Genomic DNA, 16393 nt, shown 5'->3' on the forward strand with positions numbered 1-16393 from the left:
GTTATCCACGCCCCGGCCCGTGCCGGCGGCATCGAGCGCTAACCCCACCAGCAAGGAAACTCCGTCATGAGCCAGCCCGCCGAGCACGATGAAATCCTCAACGAGATCGCCACCGTGCTGCGCACACTGACCGCGGCGGCATCGCGGTTCGCTGAGGTCCGCGCCCGCCGCCGTGAACAACAGCTGCGCGACGCGACCGCCCGCAGCGAGCAGCAGCGCCGCGAGACAACGGCCCGCATCGACTCCCAGCAGCGGATGGCCGAGGCGTCGCTGCGTCAGGTGTTCCAAGAGCAGTGGTGGAACGACGCCGACCCGCTGAAGTTCGCCAACGCCTACCGCGCAAGCCGGGAATGGAGCGACCGCTCCCCGGTGGCCTCAACTGCCCGCGACCACATGGAGTCACAGTTCAAGGACCGCTACAACCTCGAGGTGCGTGCCCTCTACGACGAGCACAACCACATCGAACAGCTACTCAACGATGCCCAGAAAGACCGTGACGGCGCGTCGACGAACCAGCAGAGCTCCGACAGGGAGGCCGCCGCTGTGCGCGCCCTGCTCGCCGACGCCGACCGCGAAGACCGCGCCGCAGAGCGTGAGGACCCCGCCGAGTGGGCGCAGCATCGCGTCGAGCTCGAAGATCAGCTCGCCGGGTGGGGACTCGACGACGGGATACCCCCGCCCAGCGACCAGGAGGTCGCCTACGTCCAGGAGCAGATCGCCAACTACGACGCCCTGCTCGACAACAACGACCCCGCCCAGACACCCGAAGCAGGAGCCCACCTCGATCAGGCCAGCGCCGATCGGGTCGCCGCCGACGTCGGCTACGACTCCACGCAGCGTCGCGCGGGCACCGCCCGAGCACTACTCGCCCAGGGCATCGGCACAGAGGCGGTCGCCGCGCGGATGTCGGCCGATCAGGACCAGGCTCACCCCGCCACCCAAGCCGTCGCCAACGGCCCTCAGCGCGCCCCCAAGGCCCGTAAGGGCCGACCCGGCTCCAACCACAACCGTCAGCGGGAGCAGGGCCGGTGAGACTGAATCCGCGACGCAAAACGCCGCCCCCGGCGTCCGCACCGCCAACGGCGCGTGGGTCCGGCAGCGCAATACCGAGGCCCACCCGAGCCGAACTCGAAGCCCTCGACCTTGCACAGAAGGCGCGGATCGCCGAGCTGCTGAGTCAGGTCGAGGAACTGCGGCAGTACATCCCGCCGTGGCTGCGTGACACCGAGGGACAGGCACACCCTCATGAGTGAACTCAGCAACGACGAGCTGGCCGACGTCACTCGCCGACAAGGCCATCAGATCGCCGCTCTCGAGGAAGAGGTACGCCGACTCAAGGAGTGGATCGGCACCGAGATCGGGCAGATGACCGACCGTGCCGACCAGTTCGGTGTCACCCCGGTACGCGGCGCGAGCCGCGGTGGCGGCGGTCCGTCGATCGCCCATCCGGGTACCGGGTTCGCCGCCGCGCATCTGCTGAACCTCGACACCAGCCCGCACAACGACCGCGCTTCCGAGCCCACTGCACCCGACGTCGCTGGCCTACTGGCCGGCCACAACCGCACCTGGCTCACCGCTGTCGGCGGCGCCGAGGTCCTCGACGCCTACCAATCGAGTCGAGCGGCCACCGACTCATCGGTGGCGGCAGAACCGTTGGCAGAGCACATCGGGCGACTCCTGCAGGACTACGGCGTCAACGTCGACGATCTCGCCGAGTTGCCGCCCGAGCAGGGCGCGGCACGGATCGACCAAGCAATCGCCGACACCGCCCGCCGCCGTAGCGGCTTTCCCGCACCGGCCACATCGGTACTCAACCTCGACACCACCAGCACCGAGAAAGCGGCCAAGCAACGCGGTGGAGCCTACCGGTCACATGGGCACGAACGGTGAAAGGACCACCGTGACCGCCCCCGAGCCGCGCCCGCCGCTGAGTGCAGCCGGCCTGATCGAAATGCTTCAGCAGATCGCCCGAGCGAACTACGACCAGGCCGCAATCAACCAATCCAGCAGCGATGGTGAGACATACGAACTCGTCGCCGACGTCATCACCCGAGCCATCCCGGCCGACTGGTCACGCTACGCACGCGACCTGCCGTCACCGAGGTGGCCGACCAAATCGGGGCATCGCTGTCCTCCCCAAGCGCGAGCTGACCGAACTCTCCCCAGCCCGCCACGCAATTGACTTGGCCCACCGCCAGATTCACTCCATGCGCGAAACGCATCGAATATGAAGACGGCGCTGGCGCGGCACTCGAAACCCGCCTAGTGCAGCGCTCGGACAACTCCGTGGATCGCACGGTTGATCCAGGCGGCGTCGCAGACGGCGATACCGTCGATCGTTCCTTCGTAGACGCCGTGGTGATCACGTGCAGTGGCCGACCATGTTCCGGTGATGGCGGTCGCGTCGCAGTCTCTAGGCACTAGCAAAACAACCTCGCCGTTTGGCGAGGTCACTACGTCGCGTGGTCGAAGCTCGTTTAGCGAGATCGCGAGTTCGGCCGGTCCGTTGATGCGGAGACCACCGGGGGTCGGCGGCAGTACAGGGATCCGCGCTGCTTCAGGACGCTTAGTGATTGCGTAATTCGGAATGGGGATTGAGAACGGTCTCGGACCGTAAGCCCTCGGCGGGGTGGGGATCAGTTTTGCGGCGTTGCTGACCGATCCTTGAGCCCTATGAGCTATTACGGGCTCGTTGAACCGCACTGATACCCGAACTCCCTCCAGAAACGTGTCATTGAGGTTCGCGATGCGTAGGCGGAATGGCTGCCAGCAGGCCAGGATGTGTTCGATTACGTCCGGGATGGCGTTCTTTGCGGCCGTGGCCCATTCGGCGACCTCGCCGAGATACTCGTCTCGGCTTCGAGGATCCGGCTCTTGTGAGAGCGCCGCGATGTTGGCCGGCGTGAAGATGTTGCTTCCGGCCATGCCGCGGTAGGAAGTTTGAGCCGACGCATCGGGAAGTGCACGCCTGAGCTGCGCGGCGGTTCGGTCGACATACATGGTGAGCGCAGCGTCGTCGTAGCCGCAGTGAAGGGCGTCGCCGTCGCCCGTCACAGCGATGCTCGCATCGAGCGGTGTCTTGCGCGTCCGGGCAATGAGCGCCCGGATTTCGCCACCCTTCGCACGACGTGTTGCTCCGTCAGTCCGAATGTAGATGTCGCCGTCGACCAACCCATCGGCCCCATCGCTATGGCACGTCGCTATGACTGTCGGCTCCGGAGGGGCGACAACGATGACAACGACATCTTTCCCGTCAAGCTGCACTCGCTGCACATCCCAATGCGGCCCGTTATCGCCAATAGCGGCTCGCACCGCATCGGCGAGCTGGTGCATCTCGAAGGGCTGCACCCCCACCACAGCGTTCGGCGCGATACCGAGAACCATGATCGCGTGCCCGTCCAGCCACGGCGCAGCCACGGCCGGATCGCGGTTCGATGCGCCGAGAATGAACTTCGCGACCTTGACCCGCCCACTCTTCTGCGTCAGCTCAATGTCTGACTTGAGCTCGAGGAAGTGCCGTTCGGCACGATCATCGGTGGCCACCAGGTGCTCGATGAGCGTGGTCCATCCCATCTGCCCTCTCGGCAGATGAGTGAAATCAGGGTTCGCCACGAATCAAGGGTGCCATCCACTTCAGACACCGGCGAGATCGCCCATGGTCTCACCGAACCGGGCGACGTTGACCGCTTTCGGGGTTCGGCGGGCAGAGGTCGGAGTGGACGTGACGTGCAGGGTGCGACGCTGGTACTCGGTCAGTGACCGAGCAGCGAGCGGGTCATGCGGAAGTCGAGGGCTTGGTGATAACGACGGGAAGTATTGCCAGCGAGACGCGCCGCCCTTCTGCGTCGGCGGTGAAGACGTAGTCCACCAGCCGCGCCGGGTCGCCACCTTCGACGGTCTCTACGTACTTGGGGTGCGCTTCTGCCGCGGAGTGCAGCTTGTCGATGATGGCGACCGGGTCGGCGGCGCCGATGAACATCACCAGCGCCGCTTTGCTGTCGCGCCAGACCAGGTAACCGAGCAGCTGTGTGAGAGCATCGGTGGCGGTCTTTTGGCCGCGCCAGATCTTCAGCTCCGCGATGAAGGCGTTGCGGTCCTCATGGCGGATGAGGATGTCGGTCTTGCCCTCCCCGTTGAACAGTTCGCCGCCAGCAGCTCCTTGCCAGTAGCTGTTGAGAGTCCCCAGCAGCAGATCGCGTAACCCCTCCTCATCCAGTTTCCGTGTGGTGGCCGGGGACCGCTCAATGGTGTTTGCCCACGACCGCACGGCGTCCAGCGTGTCTCGGTACACCGCTTCTTCCAGGACGGGCTCGGCCACCACTCCGGCCTGTTCGCTCCGCTCTTTGAGGGAGACATGTTTACGTTTCGCCGGTACGGATGGTGGCCGCGGTGCGTCCAGCTTCCGTACGGGGATATTCAAGTCTGCGACGACCGCCCGGTCGTTCTCAATGCGCGAGCGGCGAGCGGCAACGACCTCACGGAGGCGTGTATCGGCGAGCCTTAGGAAGTCCCGCAGCTCGCTGTTTGCCCACTCAGCTCGTCGGATCATGTCGGCCCGCGCATCTTTGAGGCGGTCAGTAATGATCTCGCTCGTGAGTATCGGTGCGACTACCCGAACATCGAACTCGCGCCCGTTGACGGTGCCGATCTGAGGCTCGCCCGAGAAGTCGATGGTCCGCGCGCGGTGTGTCAGTAGCGAGACGGTGCCGAGGATCGGATACGAGACAACGAACTGGCTGGCCCGCACTTGGCGCATCTCTCGCGTATGTCGGTCGGGCAGATGGAGGGTGGTTTCCTTCGTCGGACTCCTGGTCGCGTTCCCCCAGTCGAACGAGACCTCGACGGGCATGTGCTCGTCGAGCAACCTCGACACGAGCACGTCCGCGTCTTCTGCCAGGAGTGCATCTGGGTCCATTCGATCGACCTCAGTAATCGCAGTGTTGAGATGCGAGTGCAGATGGTTGCCGAGCTCCGAGCCCCCACCGAACGGGCTCATGAGCGCGGTCCGATCTCGCGTTCGGTGCCGCCACGGCGGCGGGCTGGTTCGGCGGGGGTGAGTGTGTTGGATACCGCCGATCCGGGTTCGCGGCGCGGCGCGGTCGGAGCGATCGGGAAGTCTCCACGAGCGCGCTCGACCGGGGACTGTTGCGCCGAGACAGGTGTGGCTGCGACGGCGGGGATCGCGTTGACGCGGTCCAGTTCCGACCGCGCCATTGCCGTCAGTGCTTGCGCGCGCTGGAGGTCGCCGGCCGCGCTGTGGGACGCTGCGATGGCGTCGACTGCGGCGAGGAGCTGACGGATCAGGACGGTGTAGGCCAGGGTGCTGTTGGCGTGGGCGGTGGCGGTCATCAGGATCATCGCGACCCCACCGGCCGAGACCCGGCCTGCCTTCTTCGGCAACGCACGGTGCGCCTGGATGCCCGCCGACCGCGACAGCGCGTCTGACGCGGCCGCGAGCGGGCCGGGTACCGGCTCGGTGCGCGCCGACCATGCGGCGAATACCCCGGCGGTCTGTCCGGCAGCGCGTGCCCACGCGGCGCGATCGTCGGCGGGGATGGTCCGCAGGTACGCGGTCCACTTCTCCAGGTCGGCGTGCGCGGCGCGCAGCAGATCGGGTTGGGTGCCCTTGCGCCGGTTCGCGCCGCGCATCGCCGGTCGTCCGCGCTTCGCGCGCCGCCACTCGGCTGCGGCCTCCAGCGACTGCTGCGGGGTATCGTCCCACTCGGCGCGCAGACGCGGCAGCGACAGATCCTTACCGAGCTGTCCTCCACCAAACCAGATGGGTTTGGCGTCGAAGTCGCGCGACCCGTCACTGTTCCTTGGGGCCTGGGCAACGGAGTAGCCAGTGACGACGTCTTCGCGACCGGCGGCGTACCGCGGCCGGATTAACAGGCCTTCGGCGCGCACCCGGCGCACAAAGTCGACCTCGGTTCGCGCGGACGTCGCGCACGCCCGCACACTGCGAGCCAACGCGACCCGCGACGGCTCGCTGTCGTTGCGGCCTTCGGTAGTCGCCACGCGGGCGGCCTTCTCCGCATCCGCGCGGGAGAAGCCACGCGAAACGATTCCGGCTGCGCGGCCCTCGGTGATCGTCAGGCCGTACTTGAGTTCCAACTCCGCCGCGACTGACTGAGTCTTCTTCCAGTCGTTCCACAGCGCCACCTTGGTGCCATCCTCACGCACACAGGTCGCGGCGATGTGGATGTGGTCATTCCCGGCGGCCGACTTTCCGTGATGAATCGCAACCCACCGCGCGGGCGACAGCCCTTCCTCGGCGAAGCCCATCTCGCGCATGAAGTCGGTAGCGATCTCGCCCCACTCGGTATCGGAAACAACCCGGTCGTCGGCTCTCAGGGACAACGAGCAGTGCCACACGTGTGCATCTCGCACGCCATCGGTGAGCCACTTTAAGTCGTCGCCCATAACTCGTTTCGGCACGGTCACCTCGGTGCCGAAAACGCGTCGAGGATGTTCCAACTTCCGCGCGATGTCGCGAGCCTCGAGCGCCGAGAGTTCTGCGTCGTCGTGCCACGCCATGATCGCGGGATCACCGCCAACGAGGTGCGGAGTCTCGTGTTCGTTGGCCTTGCCCGGTCCGACGAGGTAGCGCAGTAAGCCGGCCATCGTTGCGCCACGCGTCACGTTCGGGATCATTGCGCGGCGATCCGATTGGCTACTCGGCGCCGTGCGCTCGCTGGCGGTGGGTGGACGTCGATCGGTGCCATCCTCGTCCCCTCTTCGGCCCAGCGCAGCGACCCCACATCGTGGGGACTCACACCAAAAGTGTGAAAGATGCCCCAGCGCAGCGCAAGTGGCATCTCGACTTAGGGCACCTAAGTCCATAGCTTGCTCCCTCGGCATAGCGGGATACTGTCCAATTCAGTGTGAGCGTTGCGAACTCCGTTATGCACGCGCTTCGCGCGCAAGGCTCTACGACAGGAGGACCCGTGACCAAAGGCAACAAGCGCCAACGACGCCAACACCGGAAAGCCAAGGAGCGGGGCCCATTCATCCCGTCGCAAGAGGACAAATTCATCTCCGTGGACACCGGCCCCCTGTGCTTCTTCAACAAGATCACCGGCACGTTCACGAGTGATGGCGGCAAAACGCTGACGGTCAAAAGCATCCCCGTCGAGGACACCATTCGCCCGGTCCCCATGAAGTTCAACCCACCGCTGCAGTCCGACGGGACGGACCCAACGTGCTTCGATTATCAGTGGCAACAACTCACGTATCTGTTCAACTTTGACGACCCAGCAACATTCGTGAGTGTCGTGGATGCGCTGATTGACGAGGAGAGAGCGCTCCTCCTCCGCTACGTCACAACATGTCGAAACCTGGCCGGCTACACCATCCTCAACGACAAGCCCGGCTTCCACCTCTCGTGGAAGCGCAGGGGTAGCGCTACGGTCCGAGCGGACCTACCCAGCCACCAGGAATTCACCGGATTCTCTGCAACGTTCCGGCAGCTCCATAACGATGGCGAGGAGGCCAGCTTCGTCAAAGTCTGGAACATCATCAACCGTGCCCTCAACGACGCTGGACTCGATGCGACTGCTCTCGCAGATGCACATGAAACGCTCAAGGCATGGAAGAAAGCGCGCGCCAGGCTCAAGGAGAAAGCTGATCAAGAACTTCAACTACGGCGACACTCTGCACTGGGGCAACACACGTGAGCAGCTGGCGGAGCTCACAAATGATCCCTTCACGCCAACTTCTACAAGTTCTGTTGCACCACAACAATGGCCTCGCTGGGCCACCTGTACTTCGGCTTCGCCGTCCTGGCGGCCGCAGCGCTAGGCGTCCCCGAGCTCGGTCAAAAGACGTAGCCGGCGATGGACTCCCTAGCGATTTCGTTTTTCATGCGTGAGCTGCGCACCCAGCCCGCACAGCGCGCGGCGTCTCAGCGCGACTCGACGAACTCAGCTCTCTAATTCAGACGGTTGATCGCCGACAGGCGCGGGCCGACGCAGCAGACGACGACGGCGAGGCCCTGCACGACGACATGCTCGAGCATCGTGATGACGACGCCGATTTAGCAGATCAATGCTTCATCACCGTGCAGTCGATCTTGACCGCCGGCGCCTTGGCATCGAAATGCTTATGGAGCCCGCGTACATCATCGGGGTCAAAAGAGCGAGGCCGACGGCTGCGCGAGCTGTTGGCCCTCGACGAGGACGAGTTCCCATTATTGCGAAGCCGACAAGTGCGTAACGCCTTCGAGCATTTCGACGAGCGCATCGAGGACCACCTCGAACACAACGGCCTCGTACTCGACCACTATGTCGGCTCGGACTCTTGGGACGGCCCCCCCGGCCGCGATGCGGAGCTGCAACGTGTCGACCTGGGAGGTGTCGGTCGCTGGGAACACTGTCAACCTCCGAGCACTGCTACTAGAAATGGACGACCTATCTGCTCGCGCAACTGCATGGCTGAATCAGGCGTACGTCAGCGATAGGCCAATCACCCCGTAGTCGTCGAGAGCTACGGGAGCTGAACACACGGCGCGTGGCGCCCCGCAGAATTACCGGTCCAGGCCGGCGTCGAGGCGCCGACCCCGGTCTTTGCCACATCCAAGTCCGCGTCCCTCGTCGGTGGAAACACGGCGTGTGAGTGCGCCGGTGGCCGGCGCCGGGAAGTCGCCAACGAGGGCGATAGTCTCTGAATGCTCTTCCGCCCATTCCCGCGCCTGGTGCTCGTGCTTGCGACGCATAACGGTCACGTACTCGTCTTTGCTCATCCCCTCCGATGCCGCAGTGAACTCGGTCGGGTTGAGATCCAGGCTCCACCCGGGTTGGCGACCTTGCTCACCCATGCGCGCCGCTGCTTCGGCGCGCTTGGCGACCGCGCCAGCAGAGTTCTCGGCCTGCTGAATCTCGAGGCACAGCGACGCCAGCTCGACCTTGATATGCGCCAGCTCATCGGCGCGCGAAAACGGTGTATCCATGCGCGGCGCCTGCAGCGCCACTTCACGTCGCCATCCGTTGAGCTTGGTCTCCAGACGCGCCGGCACATCGATCAGTGATTCGTGGGAGTTCTCCAACCGCGTCGCCAGACCGTTGGCCAGCGCCGCCTTCGACTGCCCGGTATCGGCACGCTGACCGGCGTCATCGACCTTGCCCCACAGCTGTTCGCGGGTGACATAGAACTGAGGACGGCCCGGAACGTCAAGCCACACGTACAGCTCGTCGTTGAGCGACGCGCGCGCCGCCTTCGCCACGACACCGGTGTCGAACTCCGCGAGAGTCACCGAGATGGACATACCCCGGCCCTTCAACTCCACGAAAGAGGCTCGCGCTCGCTCGAGCAGGTCGGCCGAGCGGTCCTTGCGCTCGAGTGCGCAACACCCTTCGATGGAGAATGTCTTGCCGGCGTCGAGCCACTGCGCCACCTTGTCGGCCAAGTCCGAAGCGGTGCCCTGCATTGCCTCGGTCTTCTCGATCTCGCGGTCGTTGTTGCGGACAACAGAGCGCGCGTGGTTGCGGCCGTCGGTGTGCGCATCTGACAACGCCGATAGGCTCGCGACGTCGGAGTCAAGCTGCGCCATCCGCATGTAGCGGGGGTCGCCGGTCGCGGCTGCCTTCGTCGCGGCTGCCGCGTCGGCGAGGTTGTCATCGGCGATGTCGGCGACCTGGGTCACCTCGTCGCCGAGTTGCCCGGTCTTGGCCTGCTGGATGAACGCCGCTTTCGACTCCACCGTCGCCCACATCACGGTGTCGGTGGTCGACTCGGTGACGTAGTTGAAGATCTGGACCTCGGGGTTCTGATTGCCCTGGCGCAACATTCGACCCTCACGCTGTTCCAGGTCCGCCGGGCGCCAAGGCACGTCCATGTGGTGCAGCGCGACCATCCGCGCCTGCACGTTGAGCCCGGTGCCCATTTTCGGAGTCGACCCGACCAGGACCGCAATCTTGCCCGACCGGCAGTCGGCCTGCATCGCCAATTTCTGCGATGGCGATTTCGCGTCATGGATGAACACGACCGCCTCGGCGGGGACCCCGGCATCGACCACCATGTCCTTGAGGTTCTGATAGACCGACCGCGCTCCGGGTTTCGGTGTGCCGCGATCGCAAAACACCAACTGCAACCCGCCACGGCGCGGCGACGGAGTGCCGTCCTCGGTGCGGTACCGGTTGTCTTTGGTGTCGTGATAAATCGTCGCGACCTGCTCGGCGACGGCGTCGGCGCGGGTGTTGCCCGGATCGGGTGCGAGGTTGGCCAGCATCGGATCGATCGCGACGTTGCGGCCGTCGTTGATGACTTTCAAGATGTTGTCGGTCGCCATCTCCCGCGGATCAAAGTTCGACATCCGGTATTCGAGGTCGGTGATGAAATCGCGACGCTCCTGCCCCGGAGTGGAAGTTATGACCTGGCGGCCTTCGAAACTCGGCAACGCCGCGGGCACCTGGTCGCGGGTGACGACGTCGGTGTACTGCGCGGCCATCGCGAACATCTCTTTCGGGTTCGAGAACGCCGCCACCTTCGACACCACCATGATCCGGGTGCCGGTCGCGTTGGTGACCGTCTCCGACTTCGTCGCGGTGAACGACGCCGCCCAGTCGGTGATCGAGCGAACTCCCGCCACCTCCAACACATCAGGACGCAGGTACTGCTGCATCACCCACGCCTCGGCCAACGAGTTCGCGATCGGCGTACCGGTCGCGAACGTCGCCACTCGCTCCGCGCCCGGGGTGATCACCCGGCCCGCAGCGCGGGCTTCGTTCTGTCGTCGGCTGCGCAGATAATCGAGCTTCATGGACAGGTCCTCCGCCTTGTCCGACCCCTTGGGCAACGCCAACGTCGCCACCGCGCACTGCCGTGACTTGTTTTTGAAGTCGTGCGCCTCGTCGATGAACAGGTAGTCCGCGCCGGTCTGCTCGAACGTCACCCCCGCGTCCTTTTTCGCCTGCTCGGTCGCCGCCTCCAACTTCTTGCTCAGCGCCTTCTTCGCCTTCTCGATCCGCTTGACCGTGGCGTCACTCTGCCCGCCGGCCGCACGCCCTGCCGTCATCTCCTCGTCCAATTCGGCAACCTGGGCGCGGATATAGGCGACCCGCTGATCAGGATGCACCCGGATCTTTTCGAACACCGACGACGGGATGATCACCATGTCCCAGTCCGACGTCGCGGTCTGCGCCGCGAACACCCGCCGATCCTCGGCGTCCATCCCCTTGGCCCCGACCAACACATTCGCCGCCGGATACCACTGCTTGAGCTCCCGGCCGAACTGCTCGATCAGATGCGTCGGCACGACAATCCAAGGCTGCGAGACCAGGCCGCGGCGTTTAAGTTCCATCGCGGCCATGAACATTGTTCCGGTCTTGCCCGCGCCCACGACGTGGTCCAGGAGCACAGTCGGCTCGGCGGTCACCCGGGCCACCGCATCGCGCTGATACCGGTGTGGGGTGAACACCGGAGACAGACCGGGCAGGTCCAGGCGGCTGCCGTCATGTGACGGTTTGACCCACGTGTTGAACCTGTTGTTCCACTCGGTCACCAGCCGTTCTCGGCGGTCGTCGTCGGACCACACCCACGTCCGGAACTCGCCGGCAATCTTCTCCGCCTGGACCTGGGCGTAGACGGTGGCCTTTGTGTCGACTGCCGGGGCTCCCTCCTCGACCGCGCCCTTGGAGTTGCGGACCTCGATGGGGCGTTGGTTCATCAACCTGTCGAGCAGCTCGACTGCTGACATCGACTTGTGGCTGTCCGCGTTGTCGGCGCCGTAGTCCACCCGCATCGATTGGGTGTTGAGCTGACCCGCGGGCACCGACACCATCCACGTACCGGCGGCACGTTCCACCGTCGCCTGCTGCGCATCGAAGGTCTCGCGGACGAACTGTGCGTAGTCATGCGGCGCGATCCAGGTCGCACCCAACGCCACCGGACCCATCTGCGACGGCTGTTTGAGTGGCGGCACCACCTCGGCCAGTGCCGCCTCCACCTCCCGCCAGTCCTGGGTCGGGGTGTCCTGCACCTGAGTGACGGCCGTGGCGTGTTTGGCGCGCACATTGCCCGACAGGGCCGTCGAGCACGGCAGCAACTCACTCGGGTTGTCGACGTCGATGAACACCAACCCGCGCACCGATTCCCGCGTGGTGTCGCTGTCTTGGCCCAAGAGACTGGCAATTCGGTCGAGGTCGATGCGGCCGCGTTCTCCCATGCAGATCGCGACCGCGTCTTCCGGTGTGTCGGCCGACAGCACCGGGACCGGGGCGACAACGACGTCGCGGGCGAACACTGCGGTCTTCGACACCGCCCCGGTTTCCTCGTCGAACCGCTCCAGCGCCATCACCCCGGCGATCCCCGGATCACTGGTGACCGCCTCGAGGTGGGTTTGGCGTTTCACTCTCGGCGAGGACTGCCACGCCTTCTCTTCCAGCTCGCCGAGAACCTTTTCCGGTAGCTCGCCGAGGAACGAGACACCATCATCGTCGCGGTTGTCCTCGCGCCACTTCGTCTCCGCGACCGCCAGGCGGGCCATCGCTTCGTGTTCGCTGCGTTCCTTGCCGCCCGACCACTTCATCCGATTGATCGGTCCGTAGGCGGCGACGTAGGCGTCGTAGGTCGTGCCCAGGTCGCGACGCAGGCCTTCGCGGTGCGCCGCGGTGGTGTCGTCGGTGCGCTGAGATGCGATGACCTGTTCGGTCAGGTTGCGCAGCCGCAGCAGATGCCGGGTCTCAGTGGTCCGGGTCTTGGGGACCTTGATCGGGTCGACCCCGTCGATTCCCTTGCGCACGAACCCCTGTGAGTCCTCATCCCACTCCACGCGTCCGATCGGGACGTCCTCGCCGTAGAGGCCCGCCGCGGTGGCCACGCCCGCCTCCAGCGTCGCCGCGACAGACTCGGCCTGCACAGGGTGCGGACTGTAGGTCAGCCGGATCGTGGGACGGTCCACGAGCATCTCCGAGATCGCCTCGGCTTTGCGTGCCGACGCGATGATCGAGGCGAGGGATTCCCGCACCGCAGTCGCCGTGTCGCGGTCCGGATCGACCTCGACGCGCATCTGTCCACCCCGGTACATGCCGTGATCGGCGACGGTCGTGCCCAACACGTGCCGAGGGGTGCGCTCGAAGTAGCCGTTGACATCCACCGTCCGAGTGCCCCCGTTCTGACGATCGGCGACCTCCACTTTCACCGTGCGCAACCAATTCGGGTTCTGCTCAGGCAACGGGGCACCGAGTTCACGTTTGCGCAGCACCAGGATGTCGGTGACGACCTGGGTGCCCGCGACCCGACTGAAGGCGTTCGACGGCAACCGGACCGCGCCGACCAGATCGCCGAGCGCGTGCATGTCGCGGCGCGCTTTATCGTTCGCGGCATCCAAGGTGCCCGAGGTGGTGACGGCCATGACGTAGCCACCGGGCGCGGTCAGCCGGAGCGCCTTGATCAGGAAGTGATTGTGGATGTTGTGCTGCGCCGGGTTGTGGATCGGGTCGTGCACCGAGAACCCGCCGAACGGGACGTTGCCGATCGTCGCCGAAAACGTGTTCTCCGGGACACGGGTCGACTCGAACCCCTCGTTGCGGACCTGGGCGTTTGGGTAGAGCAGGTGCGCGATCTGGGCGGTCATCGGATCGTTCTCGACGCCGATCATCGTCGCCGAGGCGGGCGCCACCCCCATGAATGTGCCGCTGCCACAACCCGGTTCCAGCACGTAGCCACCGTCGAACCCTGCCTCGACGAGGGTGTCCCACATCGCGGCCGCGATCGCGGGATCGGTGTAGTGGGCGTTGAGTGTCGATGCTTTCGCATCCCGGTACTGCTCGGCGGTCAAGTACTCCTCACGCAACGCGCGGCGCGGAGTGTCCCACTCCTGCTTGGACTCATCGAAGATGTCGGACACCGCGCCCCACCCCGACCACTGGGACAACACCCGCTGCTCATCAGGCAGGGCAGCGCGGTTGAGGGTGTCGCAGCGCAGCACCACGTCGATCGCCGACATGTTCGCCTGCGCGCGAGCTTTGGCCCCTGAGGGCACCAGTACCTGCCCCGAATGGACGAACGGCACCGCCGGAACCGGAGCTAACGGTGTCGGCGGTGCCACATCAACCGTGTGCGCAGCGGCGGTTGACTCGTCAGCGACGTCGTCGATCGGGTCGGGCTCCAGGCCCGCCACGACGTTGTCGGCCTTGACGTTTACGATCGACCCGTCCGGGCGGATTGCCGGGGTGGTGCGCACGCTCGACCACTGCGATAGCGGGACACCCCGCTCCGATTGATCGACCTTCGGCAGAGTGTCGCGGTCGGCAGGCAACGGCGGCAGTACCGTGCCACCGGGGTCGATGACCGCTGGATCGGTCGGCAGACGCAGCTCGTCGACCGACTCGAACAGCAGTCCCTGCTCGGCTAGAGGCTCGGCTTGAGTCCGTGCTCGGCGAGAGCGGCGTTGCTGCGGGCCATCTCCTGCTCGACCGCCACCGCCAACTCCCCCGCCAGTGGATCGTCCGGGCCGACCGGCAGCGCCAGGCCGTCCTCCGCGCGCGCCGCGAGAAGCAGCTCCGCGGTCACCTGAAAGGCCGGCGTCCGATCCGGCCACACCATCTCCACCACCTGCTCGGTCTCGCGGTCCGGCTCGGTCCCGGCCTCGGTCGTCCACCGGTCCATCGCCGCCACCGGTATCGGTGTCTCGCTCGAGGGCTCGGGCTCCGCGTCGTCCGGATCCTGGTAGCCCTCCCACAGCTGATGGGTCACCCACTCGATCGCCGCCAACCGTGTCTGGTTGATCAACCCCAGCCGTTCCATGTAATCCGGTTCTCGACCCATCGCCGATGTCCAGGCCGCGATCGTCGGTCCCTGGTTGTCGGTCTGGAATTGCGACGCCTGTACTTCCAGCTCCTGCGTCTTCGCGGCCACCCAATCCTCGAAGCTGGCCCGATCCATCTCGGCCAGCTCTTGGGCGTAACGCTGCACTATCTGCTCGCGGATCATCGGCGGTCTCCTCCTGGTCAAGAGCGAATAGATCGAACTGGTCATCATCACGTGATGTAGCCACTGGTCGTGTCTCCCTGGTAAATGCACCAGACGACCCGCGCATTACGACAACGCGCCACACGAGCCGCCTGGCTCCTAACCGGGATTCACAGTCCGCCTACCGCAAATACCGAGTGCATCCACCAGTATCGCCGAACACACCGACGACAGCGAGCACTATACCCGGTGTAGCGGTTCCTGAGGCATCATTGCGACCTGAGGGCGCGGCGGCAATCGGTCTCGGTGACACACCAGCGTGGCCCTGGACCGTTTCCCGCTGCGCCCCCTCAAAGTGCTAAACATGTTGCACGGCAACACAGTTCGTGACATCCGATTCTATACCGGGTATAGTCTTTAGGTATGGGAAACGTTGCCGCTCAGCTCGATCAGTTCGCGTTGTTCGACATCGAGTCCGATGCCGATCGGATCCTCCGCAAGCGTGAGGACCACATCGCCCGCTACGGCATCCCGTCAGCGTTCAACACTCCCGCGCGGGGGTTGATGGCCCGCCTCGAGGTGCTCGACGCGTGGAAGCAGGCGTGGGGCAACTTCGACTGCATCCGCGTCTCACACACCTGGCACCCCGGGATCATGGACCCGTTTGACCCGTCCGACACCTGCCAACCGGCCTACATGTCGGCCAACCTGTACTGCCACCACCACCGAGACCCGAACTGCCAGTGCGTGAACCTGCGGCTAAACCGGGCGATGTGCCGGGGCTGCGACTGGGAAGCCGATACCGACTACCTCAACAGCGACCACGCCATCGCCGATGCTCACGACCATGCCTTCCCAGGATGGCGCGAGTCCCCGCTGGTCCTCGACCCGCAACCGATGAACCCGAAACCTCTCGCGAAATGGCAGGCGAAGGTCATTGACCTCTACGGCGGCGATCGCCCCAACGGCTGGCCGATCATCAGTCCCCGCCCCGGCGGCGGCAACCGCTCGGTCCCCTGCCGCTCGCCGTTCGGCGGATACGACATGGCCCAACCAATCGTGCTCGCCACCGCGCCCTGAACACCCACTACGCCACTTACACCCAGGAGAAGTAGACATGTCTGACACAACCTCGATCACCGTACGACTGGTCCTCAACCAGGCTCCCGGCTACACCACCCGCCACTTCATCGACGAGCAGTTCGAAGCCGCTGATCCAACAGTCGCGTTCGCTCGCGCCTACCGGCGGGCACGCGCACTGATGGGTGGTCACGGCGACAACGTCCCCGCCTGGGTTGGGCACCAGATGCCCTACGGCTGGTCCCTGGAAACCAATGACGACTGCAAATACCTTGTCGCCATAATCGTGTGCGACCCGCACGTGTGGGACGAGTACGAACGCCGCCGCGTCGTCCGGCTCATGGGCCGAATGACCCACCCCAACGGCGAAGTCGACCCGGCAGTGGACCCACTCCAGACGGCTACG

At 65.3% G+C, this 16393-nt stretch carries 10 protein-coding genes; 5 read left to right on the forward strand and 5 right to left on the reverse strand.

Features of this window, described 5'->3' with window-relative positions; genetic code table 11:
- Positions 1–66 precede the first annotated feature (66 nt).
- The 3 genes from JHC79_RS01540 (at position 67) to JHC79_RS01550 (ending at position 2182) form a co-directional block, all read left to right on the forward strand.
- Positions 67–1032 carry a hypothetical protein gene (locus JHC79_RS01540; protein WP_296388108.1) on the forward strand — a complete coding sequence of 322 codons (966 nt, stop codon included), beginning with the start codon at positions 67–69 and terminating at the stop codon, positions 1030–1032.
- A 213-nt stretch (positions 1033–1245) separates the two neighbouring features.
- Positions 1246–1890: a hypothetical protein gene (locus JHC79_RS01545; RefSeq protein WP_296388109.1), complete on the forward strand. Its 645-nt coding sequence runs from the start codon at positions 1246–1248 to the stop codon at positions 1888–1890.
- Positions 1891–1900: 10 nt separating this feature from the next.
- On the forward strand, positions 1901–2182 hold the full coding sequence (locus JHC79_RS01550) for a hypothetical protein (protein ID WP_296388110.1): 282 nt from the start codon (positions 1901–1903) through the stop codon (positions 2180–2182).
- An 80-nt stretch (positions 2183–2262) separates the two neighbouring features.
- Here the strand turns inward: JHC79_RS01550 and JHC79_RS01555 are convergent, their stop codons facing one another.
- The 3 genes from JHC79_RS01555 to JHC79_RS01565 form a co-directional block, all read right to left on the reverse strand.
- Positions 2263–3612: a hypothetical protein gene (locus JHC79_RS01555; protein WP_296388111.1), complete on the reverse strand. Its 1350-nt coding sequence runs from the start codon at positions 3610–3612 to the stop codon at positions 2263–2265.
- A gap of 163 nt (positions 3613–3775) precedes the next feature.
- On the reverse strand, positions 3776–4996 hold the full coding sequence (locus tag JHC79_RS01560; RefSeq protein ID WP_296388112.1) for a hypothetical protein: 1221 nt from the start codon (positions 4994–4996) through the stop codon (positions 3776–3778).
- Entirely contained in the window at positions 4993–6537 is a 1545-nt protein-coding gene (locus tag JHC79_RS01565; RefSeq protein WP_296388113.1) for a hypothetical protein, read from the reverse strand. The genes JHC79_RS01560 and JHC79_RS01565 overlap by 4 nt, the downstream gene beginning before the upstream one ends.
- A gap of 410 nt (positions 6538–6947) precedes the next feature.
- Between JHC79_RS01565 and JHC79_RS01570 the strand changes: the two genes are divergently transcribed.
- Complete coding sequence (locus tag JHC79_RS01570) at positions 6948–7676, forward strand: hypothetical protein (RefSeq protein ID WP_296388114.1); 729 nt, start codon at positions 6948–6950, stop codon at positions 7674–7676.
- Positions 7677–8524: 848 nt separating this feature from the next.
- Here JHC79_RS01570 and JHC79_RS01575 read toward each other — a convergent pair.
- On the reverse strand, positions 8525–14008 hold the full coding sequence (locus JHC79_RS01575) for a DEAD/DEAH box helicase family protein (protein ID WP_296388115.1): 5484 nt from the start codon (positions 14006–14008) through the stop codon (positions 8525–8527).
- Positions 14009–14346: 338 nt separating this feature from the next.
- Positions 14347–14928 (reverse strand): hypothetical protein, encoded by a 582-nt coding sequence (locus JHC79_RS01580; RefSeq protein ID WP_296388116.1) that lies wholly within the window; start codon positions 14926–14928, stop codon positions 14347–14349.
- A 402-nt stretch (positions 14929–15330) separates the two neighbouring features.
- On the opposite strand from JHC79_RS01580, the gene JHC79_RS01585 reads away from it, so the two are divergent.
- Entirely contained in the window at positions 15331–15987 is a 657-nt protein-coding gene (locus tag JHC79_RS01585; RefSeq protein WP_296388117.1) for a DUF6349 family protein, read from the forward strand.
- The last annotated feature ends 406 nt before the right edge of the window (positions 15988–16393 follow it).

This window comes from Williamsia sp. (genome assembly GCF_016462415.1).
In the GTDB taxonomy this organism is placed as follows: Bacteria; Actinomycetota; Actinomycetes; order Mycobacteriales; family Mycobacteriaceae; genus Williamsia_A.

Bases quoted from the DNA above. Each gene is read 5' to 3' on its own strand.
- JHC79_RS01585 (WP_296388117.1), top strand. From the start codon at position 15,331: ATGGGAAACGTTGCCGCTCAGCTCGATCAGTTCGCGTTGTTCGACATC.
- JHC79_RS01545 (WP_296388109.1), top strand. From the start codon at position 1,246: ATGAGTGAACTCAGCAACGACGAGCTGGCCGACGTCACTCGCCGACAA.
- JHC79_RS01565 (WP_296388113.1), bottom strand. From the start codon at position 6,537: ATGGCGTGGCACGACGACGCAGAACTCTCGGCGCTCGAGGCTCGCGAC.
- JHC79_RS01540 (WP_296388108.1), top strand. From the start codon at position 67: ATGAGCCAGCCCGCCGAGCACGATGAAATCCTCAACGAGATCGCCACC.
- JHC79_RS01580 (WP_296388116.1), bottom strand. From the start codon at position 14,928: ATGATCCGCGAGCAGATAGTGCAGCGTTACGCCCAAGAGCTGGCCGAG.
- JHC79_RS01560 (WP_296388112.1), bottom strand. From the start codon at position 4,996: ATGAGCCCGTTCGGTGGGGGCTCGGAGCTCGGCAACCATCTGCACTCG.